Annotated in this window: 15 protein-coding genes and 1 pseudogene; 10 read left to right on the top strand and 6 right to left on the bottom strand. The window is 67.9% G+C overall.

Features of this window, described 5'->3' with window-relative positions; translation table 11 throughout:
• Positions 1-68 precede the first annotated feature (68 nt).
• The gene (locus NBRGI_RS16120) at positions 69-986 is read left to right on the top strand and encodes a hypothetical protein (RefSeq protein ID WP_029897113.1); all 918 of its coding nucleotides are present in this window, start codon (positions 69-71) and stop codon (positions 984-986) included.
• On the opposite strand, the gene NBRGI_RS16125 is transcribed toward NBRGI_RS16120, so the two are convergent.
• From NBRGI_RS16125 to NBRGI_RS16135, 3 genes are all read right to left on the bottom strand, one after another.
• Positions 987-3995, bottom strand: a complete 3009-nt coding sequence (locus tag NBRGI_RS16125; RefSeq protein ID WP_029897115.1) for an MMPL/RND family transporter — start codon at positions 3993-3995, stop codon at positions 987-989.
• Positions 3992-4405, bottom strand: coding sequence for an MmpS family transport accessory protein (locus NBRGI_RS16130; RefSeq protein WP_029897117.1), 414 nt, complete (start codon positions 4403-4405; stop codon positions 3992-3994). The genes NBRGI_RS16125 and NBRGI_RS16130 overlap by 4 nt, the downstream gene beginning before the upstream one ends.
• Before the next feature lie 307 nt (positions 4406-4712).
• Entirely contained in the window at positions 4713-5369 is a 657-nt protein-coding gene (locus NBRGI_RS16135; RefSeq protein ID WP_029897120.1) for a hypothetical protein, read from the bottom strand.
• An 18-nt stretch (positions 5370-5387) separates the two neighbouring features.
• Between NBRGI_RS16135 and NBRGI_RS16140 the strand changes: the two genes are divergently transcribed.
• Positions 5388-5624, top strand: coding sequence for a hypothetical protein (locus NBRGI_RS16140; protein ID WP_029897122.1), 237 nt, complete (start codon positions 5388-5390; stop codon positions 5622-5624).
• 77 nt (positions 5625-5701) lie between these two features.
• Here the strand turns inward: NBRGI_RS16140 and NBRGI_RS45235 are convergent, their stop codons facing one another.
• The gene (locus NBRGI_RS45235) at positions 5702-6154 is read right to left on the bottom strand and encodes a hypothetical protein (RefSeq protein WP_148310845.1); all 453 of its coding nucleotides are present in this window, start codon (positions 6152-6154) and stop codon (positions 5702-5704) included.
• A gap of 104 nt (positions 6155-6258) precedes the next feature.
• Here NBRGI_RS45235 and NBRGI_RS43860 point away from each other — a divergent pair.
• From NBRGI_RS43860 to NBRGI_RS16185, 8 genes and pseudogenes are all read left to right on the top strand, one after another.
• Positions 6259-8597, top strand: a pseudogene (locus NBRGI_RS43860) (bifunctional salicylyl-CoA 5-hydroxylase/oxidoreductase).
• Positions 8598-8602: 5 nt separating this feature from the next.
• Positions 8603-9379 (top strand): SDR family NAD(P)-dependent oxidoreductase, encoded by a 777-nt coding sequence (locus NBRGI_RS16155; RefSeq protein WP_029897126.1) that lies wholly within the window; start codon positions 8603-8605, stop codon positions 9377-9379.
• Between the two features lies 1 nt (position 9380).
• Positions 9381-9929: a MarR family winged helix-turn-helix transcriptional regulator gene (locus NBRGI_RS16160; protein WP_029897128.1), complete on the top strand. Its 549-nt coding sequence runs from the start codon at positions 9381-9383 to the stop codon at positions 9927-9929.
• Positions 9926-10777: an enoyl-CoA hydratase family protein gene (locus NBRGI_RS16165; RefSeq protein ID WP_029897130.1), complete on the top strand. Its 852-nt coding sequence runs from the start codon at positions 9926-9928 to the stop codon at positions 10775-10777. Before NBRGI_RS16160 ends, NBRGI_RS16165 begins: the two co-directional genes overlap by 4 nt.
• Positions 10778-10781: 4 nt before the next feature.
• Positions 10782-11954, top strand: a complete 1173-nt coding sequence (locus NBRGI_RS16170; RefSeq protein ID WP_029897132.1) for an acyl-CoA dehydrogenase family protein — start codon at positions 10782-10784, stop codon at positions 11952-11954.
• Positions 11955-11988: 34 nt separating this feature from the next.
• Entirely contained in the window at positions 11989-13632 is a 1644-nt protein-coding gene (locus NBRGI_RS16175; protein ID WP_029897134.1) for an AMP-binding protein, read from the top strand.
• Entirely contained in the window at positions 13629-14027 is a 399-nt protein-coding gene (locus NBRGI_RS16180; protein WP_029897135.1) for a RidA family protein, read from the top strand. The genes NBRGI_RS16175 and NBRGI_RS16180 overlap by 4 nt, the downstream gene beginning before the upstream one ends.
• 298 nt (positions 14028-14325) lie before the next feature.
• Positions 14326-15234, top strand: coding sequence for a cutinase family protein (locus NBRGI_RS16185; protein WP_029897137.1), 909 nt, complete (start codon positions 14326-14328; stop codon positions 15232-15234).
• Positions 15235-15278: 44 nt separating this feature from the next.
• On the opposite strand, the gene NBRGI_RS16190 is transcribed toward NBRGI_RS16185, so the two are convergent.
• Positions 15279-16022 (bottom strand): copper homeostasis protein CutC, encoded by a 744-nt coding sequence (locus NBRGI_RS16190; protein ID WP_158439889.1) that lies wholly within the window; start codon positions 16020-16022, stop codon positions 15279-15281.
• 119 nt (positions 16023-16141) lie between these two features.
• Positions 16142-17172 (bottom strand): FAD-dependent oxidoreductase (locus NBRGI_RS16195; protein ID WP_029897141.1); only part of this gene is annotated, 1031 nt, incomplete at its 5' end.

Below are 17172 nucleotides of genomic sequence, written 5' to 3' on the forward strand. Positions count from 1 at the left end.
TTCGCCTGGCGAACGTTATGGTCGGTTGTGCACACGACGACCACCTTTCCCCTACGGAATCCGATCACATGCTGATCGGGCTGATCGCGGCGTTGCTGGCCTGTCTGGGTTACGGCGTGGCCTCGGTGTTGCAGGCGTACGCGGCGCGCCAGTCCGCGGCGGCGGCGCTGGCGCGGGGTGCGGGCGGGCAGGTGACCGAGACCGGGGCGCCGACCGTGGCGGCGACGGTGGCAGCGGTGCTGACCGTGACGTTCATCCTGGGCAGCGTGCTCGATGTGGTCGGCTTCGTCGGGAACGCGGTGTCGGCACGGCTGATTCCGTTGTTCCTCTCGCAGACGATCATGAGCGCGAACCTGATCATCACCGCGGTGCTCGGCATCTTCGTGCTGGGCATCCGATTGCACCTGCGCGATTGGGCGGCGATCTGCTCGGTGATCCTCGCGCTGGCCGCACTCGGCGCCGCCGCAGGGCACGAGGGCGGCGGTAGCGACGATCCGGCACTGCACTGGGGTGTGCTGATCGTGTCGATCCTGTTGTTCACCGGCAGTCAGCTGGTGGTGCGGCGACTGGGCTCGCGGGGCGCGGTGGCGGCGGGCCTGGCCGCGGGAATGCTGTTCGGGGCGTTGGCGATCGCCGTCCGGATCGTGCACGGGATCGATCCGTTCGACGTACCCGCACTGCTCGCCGACCCGGCCGCGTGGACGATCGCGATCGCGGGCATCGGCGGCTTCTATCTGCATACCGTTGCGCTGCAACTCGGTTCGGTGAACGGCGCGACCGCCGCGCTGGTGGTCGGCGAGACGGTGGTGCCCGGCATCGTCGGTGTGCTGCTGCTCGGTGACACCTCGCGGCCCGGCCTGGAATGGCTTGCCATCCTGGGCTTCTTCCTCGCTATCAGTGGTGCGGTGGCCGTGGCGGTGTTCGGCAACCTGTCGCAGCAGGCCGCTGAAACCGCCCCCGCGCCTGTTGCGGTCGGCAGCCGATAGTCACTGACCGCCGCGTGCCGCGTCCAAAGCCGTTGTGGCCGGGCGTATCCCGTTCACCTGGACCGGAACCGCGCGCGGCCGAGACTGTTTCGGCTCCGGCTTCCGCAGGATGTTGATCGGCCACCAGAACCAGCGCCCGGTGAGCGCGGCGATCGTCGGGACGACGAACGAGCGGACGATCAGGGTGTCGAGGAAGAGTCCGATGCCGACGGTGGTGCCGATCTGGGCGATGTTGTGCGCGTAGCTCACCAGCATCGCGAACATGGTCACGCCGAAGACGAGACCCGCGGTGGTCACCACGCCGCCGGTGTTCACCATCGACCGGATGATTCCGGTGTTGATGCCCGCGTGCAACTCTTCTTTGAATCTGCTGACCAGCAGCATGTTGTAGTCCGCCCCCACGGCTACCAGGAAGGTGAACGAGACCGGCGCCACCGACCAGTGCAGCGGATTGCCGACGATGTGCTGCCAGATGAACACGGTCAAGCCCAGCGCGGACAGATACGACAGCGCGACGGTGCCGATCACCGCGATGGCGGCGACCAGGCTGCGCAGCAGGATCAGGACGACACAGAACACGAAGGCGAACGCGGCCACCACACTGGTGACGAAGTCTTCGTGCACGAACGCCTCGATATTGAGCAGCGTGCCGCCCGGCCCGCCGATGCTCACCGTGCTGCCCGCCAGCGACGTGCCCTTCATCGCCTGCAACGACGCCGGAATGATCTGCGCGCTGAGGTCCATCGCCTCCCGGCTGAAACCCTCCATCTGCGGCGTCACGATCATTCGCGTCACCTTGCCGTCCGCGGAGAAGAAGAACGGCAGCGCGTTCTTGAACAGCGGGCTGTCGAACGCTTGACTCGGCAGGAAGAAGAATTCGCCGGGATCCGCGGTGGTGAAACCGCTGGCGACCTCGTCGAGGAACCGGGTGATGTCCGAGATCTGCGGGAGCAGGATGTCGAGCGTGCCCTGCAGCGGCGCTATCACGCTCTTGACCTGCGCGACAAAACCTTTGAGGCTGTCCACCTGGGTGGCGAGTTGCGGCAGTGCCTGCGAGGCGGTGCGCAGACCGTCGACGAGTCCGTCGACGGTGCCGTCGAGCCGGTCGGTGTCGTCGAACAGCGAGAACCCCGTGAGCGCGGCTCGGCAGGCCTGAATGTCTCGGCAGTTCGGTATCGAGTTCACGAACTCCCTTGCCGGACCGACGGTCTCGCGCAGTGTGTCGAGCTTGTCGACCACCCCGGAGACGGCCGTCTGCATGGCGGCGGCACTGTTGTTCACCTGGCCGAATCCCTGCTGTCCGGTGGCGAGGGCGGTTTCGAGTCCCTTGATGGTGAGATTCAGCTGATCGATGCGTCCGGCGAGGGTGGTCAGGTCGTCGAGGCGCGGGGTGAGCATGTCTTTCATCTGGGTGAACCGGCTGCCGATGTAGCCGGCCTGACCGGTGAGCGTACCGAGCTCGAGTGGGGTGGTCAGCGGCCGCGTAATGCCCTGCACCGCACTGACTCCCGGTACCTTCACCACGGCGTTGGTCAGCTTCGCGAGCGCCACCAGATCGGCGGGATTGCGCAGATCGTGGTCCGATTGGACCAGCAGGATGCTGGGCGCCATGATGTTCGGCGGCAGATGCCGGTCGGCCGCCGCGATACCGAGATTCGCGGGCGAATCGCTCGGTTGGGCGATGCGCTCGTTGAAACTCGGCTGAAAGCTCGGCAGCACGAGGATGGCGAGCACGAGCACGGCCAGGCTCGCCACCAGCACCGGGCCGGGCCAGCGCACCACGGCCGTCGCGATCCGCCGCCACCGGCGCTGCGAGGACTGCGCCCGCGGTTCGAGAAAGCCGAGCCTGCTGCCGAGCGCCAGCAGCGCGGGCCCCAGCGTCAGCGCGGCGGCGAGGGTGACCGATACCGCGATCGTGCACGGCAGGCCGGAGGTGCTGAAGATCGCGAGGCGGGTGAACGACATGCACGCCGTCGCACCCGCGACGGTCAACCCGGACGCGATGATGATGTGCAGAACCCCGTGCAGCGCTGTGTAATACGCCGTTTCCGGGTCCTCCCCCGCGCGCCTGGCCTCCTGGTAGCGGCCGAGCAGGAAGATGCCGTAGTTGGTGCCCGCGCCGAGCACGATCACCGCGAGCAGCGCGGAGGCGAAGATCGAAACGCCGATCACCTCGTGCTCACCGAGATACGCGACCACGGGCCGGGCCACCGCCAGCCCCATCCCGACGGTCAGCAGCGGCATCGCGACGGTGATCGGCGACCGGTAGACGCACAGCATCACGCCGCCGACGAGCACGGCACACATGATGATGAGCAGCAGAATCGAATCGTTGATCGAGACGAGTTCGTCGTTGACCACCGCCGACGGTCCGGTCAGGTGGACCGTGATGCCGGCGGGCGGCGGGTTGTCGGCGATGATGTCGCGAGCCGCCTGGGTGGATTCCATCGCCAGCGCGGTGCCCATGTTCCCGGCCAGGTTGAGCAGCACGTAGGCGGCCTTGCCGTCGGCGCTCTCACTGGCGGGCGAGAAGTCCGGACTCGACCACAGGTCCATCGCGGAGTTGACGTGCTTCTTGTCCTGCGTCAGCCGATCCAGCAGCGTCAAGTAATACCGATGCGCGTCACCGCCGAGCGGGGCGTCGCCTTCGAGCAGCACGTAGACGAAATTGTTCGTGCCGGCGCCGCCGAACGAATCACCCATCTTGACGATCGCCTGCACCGACGACGCCTCGTCCGGCAGGAAAGAGCGTGCATGCCCGTTGACCACCGTTTCCAGCTGCGGCACAACGAGATTCAGTCCGCCCGCAAGCAACAGCCAGATCGCGATGATCGGCACCGAGAACATGTAGAGCAGCCGCGCGAACAACGGCCGGCCGGGAACGCGTCGCAGCAGCGCCCGGTCGAACGGCACCGAGAACTCGTGGCGCGCTGTGGGAAGCAGCGCACGCAGACGCTCCCGCAGTGGTTCTCGCGACCCTTTCCCGCGCCGCCGCACGAAGTTCGTCATGACACCGGCACCGTGCAGTTGACCGCGGCGAACGGGCCGCTGGCCGCCTGCGTATCCCGGGCCTGCCCGTTGATCACGATCCGGCACGAGACCTGGTCGGAGTCGGCTTGCGCGACAACGCCGGTCGGCAGGGCGAGCTTGCGGGTACGCAGCGAGGTGCGCCACGGAAGTTCGGTCGACACTTCTTCGACCTTGCCCTGCTCGTCCAAGTAGGACAGGTGCACCAGTGCTCCCGGTGGGCCGTCGATCTCGTAGTCGATGACTTTCTCGCGCAACTGGCCGAGTACCGGGGGCGGGCTGGAATGCCCGATCGCCAGATCCTCGATCTCGCTCAGCCGCAACCGCGCGATGAAGAGGGCCGTCAGGCCCAGAACCAGGAATACCACGCCGTATACCCAGGCACTCTTCATGACTTTCTCCGCTATCCGTTCGAGCGTCGAGCCTTACTTCTCCGCAAACACGCGGCACTGCTGCGCCGGTCCCGTTCGCCGACCCGCCGACGGCCCTCGATTCGACGGCCACGGCCCGCCGAGGTGGGCGGATTATTGCCGTGACGCACGGTAACAGAAACCTTTCCGGTTCAGCAATATGCCATAGGACATACTTATGGCACGCCTGCTACCACTGGATTTGTCCCGACGTTCACACAGCGCGGCGACTCAGCGGCACGAAATCGAACGGATCACGCAGCGGGCACGATGCCCGTGCGGCGGATGGTCAGGACTCGGGCGCGGGTGGTGTCCGCACCGCGATCTCGCCGCCCAGCGTGTAGCCACCGGAAAGCTGAAGGTTGTCGCCGCTCCAGAAGCGGCCCGGGTCATACCAATTGGGGCTGCGATGGGCCGGCAGCAACCCCATCGCCTGGTAAGTCGCGGCGACGATCTCCGCGCAATACGCGCTTTCCAGCTCACGAGCGGCAGCCCTGCGCGATTTGCGCAGCGGCAGCCTCGCCCGGCCGCGCAACCACCGCCCGGCCAGGCCGGCGGTGGAGGGGAACGGGGTGCCGTCGAGCCGGGCGATGGTGCGCAGCAGGCTGTCTTCCATCTCCCGCGTCGCCGGCCGGTCCAACTGACGCAACCAGGCCTGCTGACCGTAGCGATGCGCCCACACCAGCACCGCATCGCGCAGATTGTGTAATTGGACGCCGCGATGCGCCGCACCCGACCACATGTCCGGCAGCGACCGGCCGAGTTCGGCATGCCAGATCAGCGCAGGCAGATCATCGAGCACCACCGACATCCCGACATGATTCACCGGACTGTTCGTCGTCAGCCGAATCGCCCGGTCAGCGGCCGAATGCCCACGGAACAACCAGATGTCGCCGGTCCTGGTCAGCTCGAGTGCCCGATCCAGATCGATGCCCGTCCCCGTCATGGCCGTAGCCTATGCGCTATGCGGTGGTGGAAGGCAGTGGGATTGGCAGGTGCGGCCGGAGTGGTCGCCACCGGCGTGGTGGTCGTGCGCGCCGAGCGACGTCGTCGCGCCTATACCCCCGAACAGGTCCGCGAGCAACTGCACGTGCGCTTCGCCCAAGCAACCGCGGCCGAGAATGCCGCCGAAACCCCCACTCCGCCGGCCGAACCCGCCACCGGCCTGCGCGCCCGCCTGCGCCGCCGCTTCCGCCGCTAGGCGCCGCGGCTCCCCTGGCTCACTATCTGTCGCTTGGTCTACACGCCGAGCGGCGTTGGCCGGTTCTCGCAGCTGTCTTACGTTCGGGCTTGTCGGCTGGCTGCTGATGCATTCGACCGCCGCTGTCGTGGACCTGCGACACGCTCAGCATGTTTGCGACGTTCGTACCAGTTCGAAAACCACGCCACTACAACGCCGACAGCACCCACCGGCAGGTAGTACCCCCACGCGGCGAACACGGAATCTGTTGTGGGTAGGGCGATCAATGGGCCGATCAGCAAGATGCCCGCGATGAGCCAGGACAGTCCGCGCCCGGCCCGCAGCGCGGGCACGGCGCACAGCACCACCGGCACCGCCAGCAAGAGCACCAGGCGCGCTCCGTAGTGGGCGACCATCGGATCGCCGCACGCCGGGTCCAATCCGATGACCTCGCACGAAGAGATCTGGTACAGCGGCTCGGACGCGACGAAGACGCCCCACGCCGCGGTCGCGCCCGCCAGCACCAGCCATGCCGCTCTCGCCGATCTCATGCCGCAATCATCGCATCCACCGCCACAGATCCGTGGCCGGAAACTACTTCAGATCTAAAGCTTTAGTTGTAAAGTACTGCTACCGCGACTTCAGAGGAGAGCAGATGAAGGTCGTGTGCATCGGCGGCGGACCCGCCGGCCTGTACTTCGGGTTGCTGCTGAAGCAGCTCAACGCCCAGCACGAGATCACCGTCATCGAACGCAACCGGCCGTATGACACCTTCGGGTGGGGTGTGGTGTTCTCCGACGCCACGATGGACAACATGCGGGAGTGGGATCGCCCCACCGCGGACCGGATCCAGTCGGCGTTCAATCACTGGGACGATATCGAACTGCGGTTCAAGGGCCGGGTATTGCGCTCCGGCGGACACGGATTCGTCGGCATCGGCCGTAAGAAGCTGCTCAACATCTTGCAGGAGCGGTGCGAAGAGGTCGGGGTGAAACTGGAGTTCGACCGGGAGGTCCACTCGGATCGCGAATTCCCGGATGCGGACCTCATCGTCGCCGCCGACGGCATCAACTCCAGGATCCGCACCGGCCACCGCGACGTGTTCGCACCCGATCTGGCCACCAGGCCCAACCGCTACATCTGGCTCGGCACCGAAAAGCTATACGACGCTTTCACTTTCGATTTCGTGCAGACCGAACACGGTTGGGTGCAGGCGCACATCTACAAATTCGACGAGAACACCAGCACCTTCATCGTCGAATGTCCGGAACGCGTCTGGCGCGCCCACGGACTCGACCGAGCCGAGCCGGACGAATCGGTGGCGTTCTGCGAGCGGCTGTTCGCCGACAATCTCCAGGGCGAGAAGCTGATGACGAACTCGCGACACCTGCCCGGCTCCGGGTGGCAGAACTTCCAGCGGGTCAAATGCGATCAGTGGTGGCTCGACAACGGCGACAGTCACGTCGTGCTGATGGGCGATGCGGTGCACACCGCGCATTTCGCGATCGGGTCGGGCACCAAACTGGCACTAGAGGACGCCATCGAACTCGTGCGCCAGTTCGGCGCGCACGGCGACTCCCCCGCCGACCTGCCCGCGGTGCTGACCCGGTATCAGGAGGTGCGGTCGATCGACGCGCTGCGCTTGCAGAACGCGGCATGGAACGCCATGGAGTGGTTCGAGGTGTGCGGCGAACGGTATTGCGACCAGCTCGAACCCGAGCAGTTCATGTACTCGATGCTCACCCGCAGCCAGCGAATCAGTCACGAGAATCTGCGGCTACGCGACAAGGGCTGGCTGGAGGACTACGAGCGGTGGTTCGACGCCCGGGCGGGCGTCTCCCGCACCGCCGACGAGCCTTCCGTCCCACCGATGTTCACGCCCTACACGGTGCGCTCGGTGACTTTGAAGAACCGGGTGATCGTCTCGCCGATGGCGCAGTACTCGGCGGTGCACGGCGTGCCGACCGATTTCCACCTGGTCCACCTCGGCGCGCGTGCCACCGGCGGGGCCGGACTGGTCTTCGCCGAGATGACCTGCGTGAGCCCCACCGGGCGGATCACGCCCGGCTGCCCGGGCCTCTACACCGACGAGCAGCAGCGGGCGTGGCAGCGCATCGTCGATTGGGTGCACGCCAACACGGACGCGAAAATCGGTATGCAGCTAGGCCATTCGGGCGCGAAGGGCTCCACGCGCCGCATGTGGGACGGCACCGATCAACCGCTCACGGCTGCGGACGACGAACCGAACTGGCCGTTGATCTCCGCCTCGCCCCAGCAGTACTTGCCCGGGGTCAGCCAATGGTCGCGCGCGATGACCGAGGACGACATGGCCGAGGTGACGAGCCAATTCGTCGAAGCCACCCGCCGGGCGGCGGCAGCGGGCTTCGACTGGCTCGAATTGCATTGCGCGCACGGCTATTTGCTGTCCAGCTTCATCTCGCCGCTGACCAACCGGCGCACCGACGACTACGGCGGTTCCCTGTCGAACCGATTGCGCTATCCACTGGCGGTGTTCGCCGCGGTGCGCGCCGCTTGGCCGCCGAATTGCCCATATCGGTGCGGATTTCGGCGCACGACTGGGTGGACGGCGGTATCACCCCGGCCGATGCCGTCGAGATCGCGAAGCAGTTCAAACAGGCGGGCGCGGACCTGATCGACTGCTCCGCCGGACAGGTGTCGAAGGCGGAGCAGCCCACCTTCGGCCGGATGTGGCAGACGCCCTTCGCCGACCGGGTGCGCCAGGAGGCCGGGATCGCCACGATCGCGGTGGGGGCGATCTCCGAAGCCGACCATGTGAACAGCATCGTGGCGGCGGGACGCGCCGACCTGTGCGCGATCGCCCGCCCGCACTTGGCGAATCCGGCGTGGACGCTCACCGAGGCGGCCAAGATCGGTTACACCGATCTCACCTGGCCGAAGCAATATCGCGCCGCCAAGCGGCAATTCGAGGCGAACATCCAGCGCCAACAGGCCGCCGCGACGGCGAAGGGGTGACCGGCATGGCGCAACGCACCCGCGGCAGGCACGCACTGATCACCGGTGGATCACGCGGGATCGGCGCGGCGATCGCGAGCAGGCTCGCGCAGGACGGCGTTCGGCTCACCCTGCTGGCCCGCGATCTCACGCGGGCTACCGACACCGTCGCCCGGCTGCCGAAATCTGCTGCCGCGCACGCAATATCGTGCGATATCACGGATCCGGCGGCCGTCACAGCGGCCTTGGCCGACGCCCGCGCGCGGCACGGCGCGATCGATATCCTGGTCAACAACGCCGGGCAGGCGGCCAGTGCGCCGTTGCGGCACACCACCGACGAACTGTGGCAACGCATGCTCGCGGTCAATCTGACCGGCACCTTCCTGTGCACCAGGGACGCGGTGCCGGACATGCTCGCCAACGGGCGCGGCCGGGTCGTCAACATCGCCAGCACGGCCGGGCTGCGCGGCTACCCCTACGTGGCCGCCTACGCGGCGGCCAAACACGGTGTGGTCGGACTGACTCGCGCACTGGCACTGGAACTTTCGGGCACACCCGTCACGGTGAACGCGGTCTGCCCCGGCTTCACCGATACCGACCTGCTCCAGGAAAGCGTGGCACACGTGATCGAAACGACCGGGCGCAGCACCGAGGAGGCGCGCGCGGCCTTCGTCCGGCACAACCCGCAGGGGCGGCTGATCGAGCCCGCGGAGGTCGCCGCGACCGTCGCCTGGCTCTGCTCGGCGGCCGCCGATGCGCTGACCGGGCAGTCCATCTCGGTCAGCGGCGGGGAGGTGATGTGAGGTGACCGCACAGCGTGACGCCGGGCCGGTGCTGGGTGACGAACGCATCGGGATGGAAGCCCGCGCCGCCTCCGGTGATCATCTCGACGTGCGGCTGTGGTTGCGACTCCTGGCCACCACCAACGAGATCGAACAGGAGATCCGGACCCGGCTGCGCTTGCGATTCGCGACCTCGTTGCCCCGCTTCGACTATCTGGCACAGCTCGACCGTCATCACGACGGCCTGCGGATGAGCGCGCTGTCGCGCTACCTGATGGTCACCGGAGGCAACGTCACCGGCTTGACCGATCAGCTGGTCGCCGAGGGCTGGGTGGACCGGATACCGGATCCGGTCGACAAGCGGGCGACGCTGGTGCGGCTGACCCAGCTGGGCCGCACGCGGTTCGAGGAGATGGCCGCCGAACACGAAGGCTGGCTCACCGAGATGTTCGCCGGTTTCGGCCGCGGGAACGAGCAAGCGCTGTTCGACCTGCTCGGCAAGCTCCGCATCCACCTCGCCACCACCGCCGAGCTCGACAACGATCCATCGACCCCACGGGACTTCGCATGACCCAGCATCTCGATCCCGCCCTGCGCGCGGCGAACCGCAGCACGCTCGCCGATTACACCGGCGAACACTTCCGCTGGCAGGTCGACGCCGGCGTCGGCACGATCGTGCTCGATCGCCCGGCACGGAAGAACCCGCTGACCTTCGACTCCTACGCCGAGCTGCGAGATCTGTTCCGCCGCTTGGCCTATGCCGAGGACGTCAGCGTGATCGTGCTGTCCGGTGCGGGCGAGAACTTCTGCTCCGGCGGCGACGTGCACGACATCATCGGCCCGTTGATCGCGCTGCCCGCGCCCGAGCTGCTGATGTTCACCCGGATGACCGGCGATCTGGTCAAGGCGATGCGCGCGTGCCCGCAACCGATCGTCGCGGCGGTCGACGGGGTCTGCGCGGGAGCGGGTGCGATTCTGGCCATGGCCGCCGATATGCGCGTCGGCACCGCGCGCAGCAAGACCGCGTTCCTGTTCACCCGGGTGGGCCTCGCCGGCTGCGATATGGGCGCCTGCGCGATCCTGCCGCGGATCATCGGGCAGGGCCGCGCGTCAGAACTGCTGTACACCGGCCGGACGATGACCGGGTCCGAAGCCTACGCATGGGGCTTCTTCAACCAGCTGACCGAGCCGGACCAGGTACTCGGCGCGGCCGGCGAGCTGGCGCGCCGCCTCGCCGAAGGCCCGACCTTCGCCCAGGGCATCACGAAAACCATGCTGCACCAGGAGTGGTCGATGACGGTGGACCAGGCCATCGAGGCCGAAGCGCAGGCCCAAGCCCTCTGCATGCTCACGCAGGATTTCGCCCGGGCGTATCACGCGTTCCGGGACAAACAGCGGCCGAAGTTCGAAGGGAACTAGTCCGATGCGCGCCGACCATTGGGACTGGCCGTTCTTCGCGGACGAGCACCGTACACACGCTGCCGCGCTGAGTGATTGGGCGGACGACCGGTTGGGTCGGGACCCCGCCGCCGAGCTCGACGACCGGTGCCGTCGACTGGTCCGGGAACTCGGCGACGCGGGTTGGCTGCGGCATGCCGTCGCGGGCACCGACTTCGGCGGCAGTCGCGATCAGATCGACACGCGCGCTTTGTGTCTCACCCGCGAGATCCTGGCCGAGCGGGACGCACTGGCCGACTTCGCTTTCGCGATGCAGGGACTCGGCTCCGCAGCGATCAGCCTGGCGGGCACCGACGAACAGAAGCGGCGATACCTGCCGCGAGTGGCGACCGGCACGGCGATCGCGGCCTTCGCACTGTCGGAAACCGAGGCGGGTTCCGACGCCGCCGCGCTGTCCTGCGCCGCCCGCGCCGACGGCGGCGATATCGTGCTCGACGGCGAGAAGACCTGGATCTCCAACGGCGGCATCGCGGACTTCTACGTGGTGTTCGCCCGCACCGGCGAAGCCCCTGGCGCGAAAGGCATTTCGGCTTTCCTGGTCGACGCCGACAATCCGGGTCTGCGCATCGCCGAACGCCTGGACGTGATCTCCCCGCACCCGCTCGCCCGGCTGCGCTTCGAGGGGTGCCGGATACCGGCGACACAGCGGATCGGCGCCGCGGGCGGCGGTTTCGGTGTCGCGATGCGCACCCTCGACGTCTTCCGGACGTCGGTGGCGGCCGCCGCACTCGGATTCGCCAGGCGCGCACTGGCCGAAGCGCTGGACCGCACCACCTCGCGACGGATGTTCGGCGGCGTGCTGGCCGACTTCCAGCTCACCCGAGCCGAACTGGCACGCATGGCGACCACGATCGACGCGACCGCGCTGCTCACCTATCGGGCCGCGTGGCAACGCGATCAAGGCCGCCCGGTCACCAGGGAGGCTGCCATGGCGAAGTTGGCCGCGACCGAAGGCGCCCAACAGGTCATCGACGCCGCCGTACAGATGTGGGGTGCGCTCGGGGTGGTCCGCGACCAGCCGGTCGAGCGGCTCTACCGCGATATCCGCGCCCTGCGCATCTACGAGGGCGCCACCGAGGTGCAGCAGTTGATCATCGCCCGCGAACTGCTGCGCGGCATCCCACCCGATCCGTCCTGATCTCCGATCACCCTCTCCCCCACAAGGTTCGACCATGACAAGCGCCCACATCGACACCTTCGCCCGCGACCACCTGCCGCCGCTGGACCAGTGGCCCGACCTCGTGTTCGATCGACCGGAACTCCGCTTCCCCAGCCGACTCAATTGCGCCACCGAACTACTCGACCGGCACGTGCTCGACGGCAACGGCGACCGGCTCTGCGTCCAGGCCCCGGGCGGTCCCCGCTGGACCTATGCCGAACTGCACGACCAAGCCAACCGGATCGCCGCGGTGCTGGTGCACGACATGGGGCTGGTGCCGGGCAACCGGGTACTCCTGGACGCCCCGAACAATCCGATGCTCGCGGCCTGTTGGTTCGCGGTGATGAAGGCCGGCGGGATCGCCGTGACGGCCATGCCGCTGCTGCGCGTCAAAGAACTCACCCAGATCGTCGACAAGGCGCAGATCACCCACGCGCTGTGCGATGTGGCGCTCGCCGGTCAACTCGCGGCGGTCGCGGCCGCCTGCCCCACCCTCGACCGGATCCGCTACTTCCACAGCAGTTCCGGCGACGGACTGGAAGCGCTGATGGCCCGCCACGACGGCTGGTTCGACACCGTGGCGACCGCGGCCGACGACGTCTGCCTCATCGCCTTCACTTCCGGCACCACCGGAGTTCCGAAGGCCACCGCGCACTTTCACCGCGACGTGCTGGCGATCTGCCACACCTTCCCGCGGCACATCCTGCGGCCCGATCCCGACGACGTGTTCATCGGCAGCCCGCCACTGGCTTTCACGTTCGGGCTCGGCGGACTGCTGTTGTTCCCCATGACGGTCGGGGCGTCGACGGTGCTGCTCGAGCAGGCGAGTCCGGCCCGATTGCTGGAGGCCATCACCGAATTCGGCGCGACGGTGCTGTTCACCGCGCCCACCTCCTATCGGATTCTCGCGCGGCACGGCGTCGGACTGCGCGGCACCACCCTGCGCAAGTGCGTCTCCGCGGGTGAACCGTTGCCGCCGTCCACCCGCACCCGGTGGCGCGAGGCCACCGGGATCGAGCTGATCGACGGTATCGGCGCCACCGAACTGCTGCACATCTTCATCTCGGCCGACGAGGCGCACGCACGGCCCGGCGCGACCGGGTTACCGGTGCCGGGATATCAGGCTCGGGTCGTGGACGCGGACGGAAACACGTTGGGGCCCGGGGAAGTCGGCCTGCTCGCGGTGCGCGGACCGACCGGGTGCCGCTACCTCGCCGACGAGCGGCAGACGGTCTATGTGCGCGACGGCTGGAACTACACCGGCGACGCGTACTGGGTCGACGCCGACGGCTATTTCCACTATCAGGCCCGCTCGGACGACATGATCGTGTCGTCCGGGTACAACATCGCCGCGCCCGAGGTGGAAGATGCCCTGGCCGGACATGCCGCCGTGGCCGACTGCGCGGTGGTCGGCGTGCCCGACGAGGATCGTGGTCAGATCGTCAAAGCCTATGTAGTGCTTCGTCCGGAGATCGACGCCACCGACGGGATGGTCGAGGAATTGCAGGACTTCGTGAAACGTACTGTGGCCCCGTACAAGTACCCGCGGGCCATCGCCTTCGTCGCGGATCTGCCGCGCACCCCGACCGGCAAGCTGCAACGCTTCCGCTTACGCGAAACCGGTGCGATGCACGGCGATTCGGCAGCGACGGCATGAGGGTCCTGCAACCGCCGGGGTGGCCGCGGCCGCGCGGTTACGCGAACGGCGTCGTCGCGCGCGGCGAGCTGGTGTTCGTGGCGGGCATGGTCGGCTGGGACAGCGACGGCGTGTTCCGCGCCCACGACCTCGCCGGCCAGGTCCGCCAAGCGCTGCGCAATGTCGTCGCGGTGCTGGCCGAGGCGGGCGCCGAGCCCGCGCACATCGTCCGGATGACGTGGTACGTCACCGACGCCGATGCCTACATCGCGGCCCAACGCGACATCGGCACGGCCTTCCGGGACATCATCGGCACCTTCGACGCCGCGATGACCGCCATCGAGGTCACCCGGCTCATCGAAAAACAAGCCATGGTCGAAATCGAGGTCACCGCCGTGATCCCCGACCGCGCGTAGGCGGGCGCACGCGCCGGGCCTGTCTTGTGCGTAAGACGCATAACCGCAGGCAAGAGCTGTGCATAAGGCCGAAAAGGGGCTGCGGCGCACATATTCCGAGCCGATGTTCGGCCGAATTTCCGAACGAAGTCACCGAACCCGCTGGCGTCCGGCGAACATTCTGGAGACACTGTTCGGACCTCCGGAAAATTCCGGAGGTGGGGGAACACCTGAAGAGAGACAGTCAACGGCGCTCAAAACGGACACCGAGCGCCTTCGCCGACCGGGCCGCGCCCCGGCAGTGCACACGGAGTACACGATGTTTTCGCGATGGAAGAACACCGCCGCCTGCGCGGCCGCCATGGTCACCGCAGTCCTGCCGGTCGGCGCGGCGACGACCGCACAAGCCGCCCCGCAACACTGCCCCGAAATGTACGTGGTCGCGGTGCCCGGCACCTGGGAGACCTCGAACGCCGAGCCGGGCAAGGGGATGCTCGCCGCGGTCGCCGACAACCTGCCGGGCGATGTCGCGACCGACTATGTCGCCTACCCGGCGACCGCGTTCCCGTGGGAAGGCGACGTCTACGGACGTTCCAAGCAGGAAGCCATCAACGGCACCCGCGCGTTGCTCACCGGCATGGCCCAGCGCTGCGACTCGACCCGGTTCGCGCTGCTCGGCTACAGCCAGGGCGCGGACGCGGCCGGTGACGTGGCCGCCGAGATCGGCACCGGGCTCGGCGTCGTGCGCCCCGAGCGCGTCGCCCTGGTCGGGCTCATCTCCGATCCGCGCCGCTCGCCCACCGACACGCTGATCGGCCCGCCGGTCCTCGGTGCGGGCGCGGGCGGTCCGCGCCTGGGCGGCTTCGGCTGGCTCACCCCGCAGACCTACACGTTCTGCGCCGCGGGCGATTTGTACTGCGCGATCCCCGACGGTGATTTCGCCGCCCGCATCGCGGGCTTCTTCGCCCAGGTCTCGAACCCCAACCCCGCGCTGCTCGGCGCCTACCAGCAGCAGGCCAACGCGCTCATCGCCGACGCGCTCGCCGCGGGTGGTCTCGGGTTGCTGTCCGACCAGCTGAACAACTCGGCCTACGAAGAGCGCAAGCAGCAGATCGACGACTTCCTGAAATCCGGCATCCACCAGAGCTACCCGCACTACGCGGTCGGCGGGGGAGACACCCCGCTGACCTGGCTGCGTGAGCGGCTGATCGAGGTGTCCAGGGGCTGAGCCCGGCGCGGCGGTCCGGCGCTGAACGCCGGACCGCCGCAAAACTATTCGGCTTGCCGCCGACCGTGCACGAGGCGGCAGAGTTCGGCGGCCTCGGCGGGGTCGGTGTCGAAGCGGTCGAAGCCTTGCGGCACACCGGCTCCCGCGAACAACACCGCGCTGCCCGCGGCGCCCGGCACCGGAGTGCGCATGGCCGCGTGCAGATCGGCGACGCCGGTCGCGTCCAGCGCCGCGACGGCATTCGACGGACGGACACCACCGCACGCCATCACGTCGAGCGCGCCCGCGGCCCGCCCCACCAGATCCTTGATCACCGCCGCGCCGTCGAGGACCGCACGCTGCCTGCCCGCGGTCAGCACCCTGGTGAAACCGAGTTCGATCACCTGATCCAAGGTCCGCTGCGAAGACGCACTGACATCTATCGCCCGGTGAAAAGTGATGTCCAGGTGTTCGGCCGCCGCGACGAAGGCCGCGCAAGCCGGATCGACCGCGCCGGACCCGTCGAGCGCGCCGACGACGACCCCATCGGCTCCGGCCGCCCGCGCCGCGGCGATATCGCGGACCATCAGCTCGATCTCGTCGCGGGTGTACACGAAATCACCCGACCGGGGCCGAATCAGCACGTGCACTTGGGTTTTCGTGGTAGCGGCGATCGCGTGCTCGAGCAGGCCGATGCTGGGCGTGAGCCCGCCATCGGACAACCCGCCGCACAATTCGATCCGATCCGCACCCACCTGTTCGGCGATTCGCACCCCGTTGACCGACTCCACACAGATCTCTACGCGCACAGCAGCGAGTATCCCCCCGCCGCCCCCTACCCGGACCGCAGCGCCCGATAGACCGTCTCGGATCTCGGACTCGGCCGAGCCGCCTCGTGCCAGTTCCGGGGAAGGTGTCGCCGGTTTGTTCAACTCGGCAATGGATCGGCACCGAGGGTTTGCGTCCCATTCGCCGCGGACACCCGCACCATCGCGAACCCCTCGTCGATCATGTCTCGCTCGTAGTCTCGGATCGCGTCGAGTAGCGTGCCATGATCTGTCGCGGCGGCCAACGCGGCGGCGAGGGCCGCGGCGTCCCGCAGCGCCATGTTCGCGCCCGCACCGGCCGCGGGGCTCATGGCGTGGATCGCGTCACCGAGCAACGTCACGGTCGAACTCGGCCATGGTGCGACGGGCACGCTGCTGCGCACGACGATGGGGTAGACACTCGACGGAATCCAGCTCCCGACGATGCGAGTGACCAGCGGATGCCAGCCGAACAGCTGGTCGAGCACCAGGTTTCGCAGCTGCAGGCCGTCTGCCGATCGAAACTCGTTGTCACCCAAGGGCATTCGGTCGACCTGGCAGCCGAACAGCACAGCGAGCGTGTCCGTCACCGCCCCCAGCCGGAGTCCGGGGGCCAGCCGAGCGGCGGCCGTCGCCGGAGGTTCGCGGTATTGCACGGGCGCGATACCGACGAACCGCCGGTCCGGATCCACCACGGAATTGAACACACTGAACATCGTCGGCGCAATGGCGCGTCGTAGTTCCGGCGTGAGTGGCACCCGGCCGTAGATCAGCCGCGTTCGGGTATCGACGACGCGGGCTTGCGGCAGCCGCACCCCTCGGATCGCCGACCCGATACCGTCCGCGCCGACCAGCACCGCGCCGCGCACCTGTCCGCCGTCCGCGAATCGCGCTGTCACGCCACCGTTTTCCCTGACATATCCAAGGCACCGTCGCCCGAAATGCACGACGTCGCCGAGACCGGACAACAGGATCCGCCACAATATCCGCCGGTCGACCACCGTGTGCGCGGGCATGACCTCGGACCCGACGCTCTGCTCCGGTGCCGGTTCGTCCAGGGTGAACACCCCCGTCGGACGCAATTGCGCATCGAAACCGTTCACCACGGGCGCAGGCCGTCCGGCGATCGCGCCGACGAGCGAGAACAGCTGCG

It is taken from the genome of Nocardia brasiliensis IFM 10847, from assembly GCF_000710915.1.
GTDB classification, from domain to species: domain Bacteria; phylum Actinomycetota; class Actinomycetes; order Mycobacteriales; family Mycobacteriaceae; genus Nocardia; species Nocardia brasiliensis_A.